The organism is Neobacillus paridis, from assembly GCF_016765675.1.
Taxonomy (GTDB): domain Bacteria; phylum Bacillota; class Bacilli; order Bacillales; family Cytobacillaceae; genus Neobacillus; species Neobacillus paridis.
The window spans coordinates 1-522 of record NZ_JAESWB010000287.1 but is presented as its reverse complement, the minus strand read 5'-3'; the positions used below and the strand labels follow the sequence as shown (position 1 = coordinate 522).

The 522-nt window shown below is 47.7% G+C and carries 1 protein-coding gene; it reads right to left on the bottom strand.

Translation table 11 applies throughout. The features are described from left to right. Positions 1–299 precede the first annotated feature (299 nt). Positions 300–522: integrase core domain-containing protein (locus JK635_RS28855; RefSeq protein WP_202655499.1), on the bottom strand; the 223-nt coding region annotated here is incomplete at its 5' end.

The window sequence follows — 522 nt, the reverse complement described above, 5'->3', positions numbered from 1 at the left end:
TACAGACTACCTTATGCAAAGGCTTATTAGTAAAGAAAACCGCTGTGCTCAAATAGCAACAGCGGCTAAGATACTTCCGAGAGATAGTCGCCCTCGCCAGGCGACCAAACTCATTATCTACCTTTCTCTATAACCTTTGCACTATATATTTCATTTGCAACAAACTTTCTTAAATGAAATATTACAAGACCGATTTAGGTTTGCCAGGTCGAGTAGAAGTGGCCCCGGAAATTCGGGCAGTTGGATAAGTGGAAACCTTGCTTCATGATCCGCTTGGTTTTTTTGGACCATTTCCAGCGTTAGTTTTCGGCGTTCATTGAGCCCTGCTGTCGGCCTCCATGGCCGGCAGCAGGGGCAAATTCGGCCGGCGATTGACCATTGAGAGCCATGTGAGGCCGACTCTCGTTGTAGTCCCGCCGCCAAGCTTCGATGATCTCTTTGGCTTCCTCCAGGTTTTCAAACCAATGCAAGTTCAGGCATTCATCCCGGAACGATCCATTGAAGCTTTCGACATGACCGTTG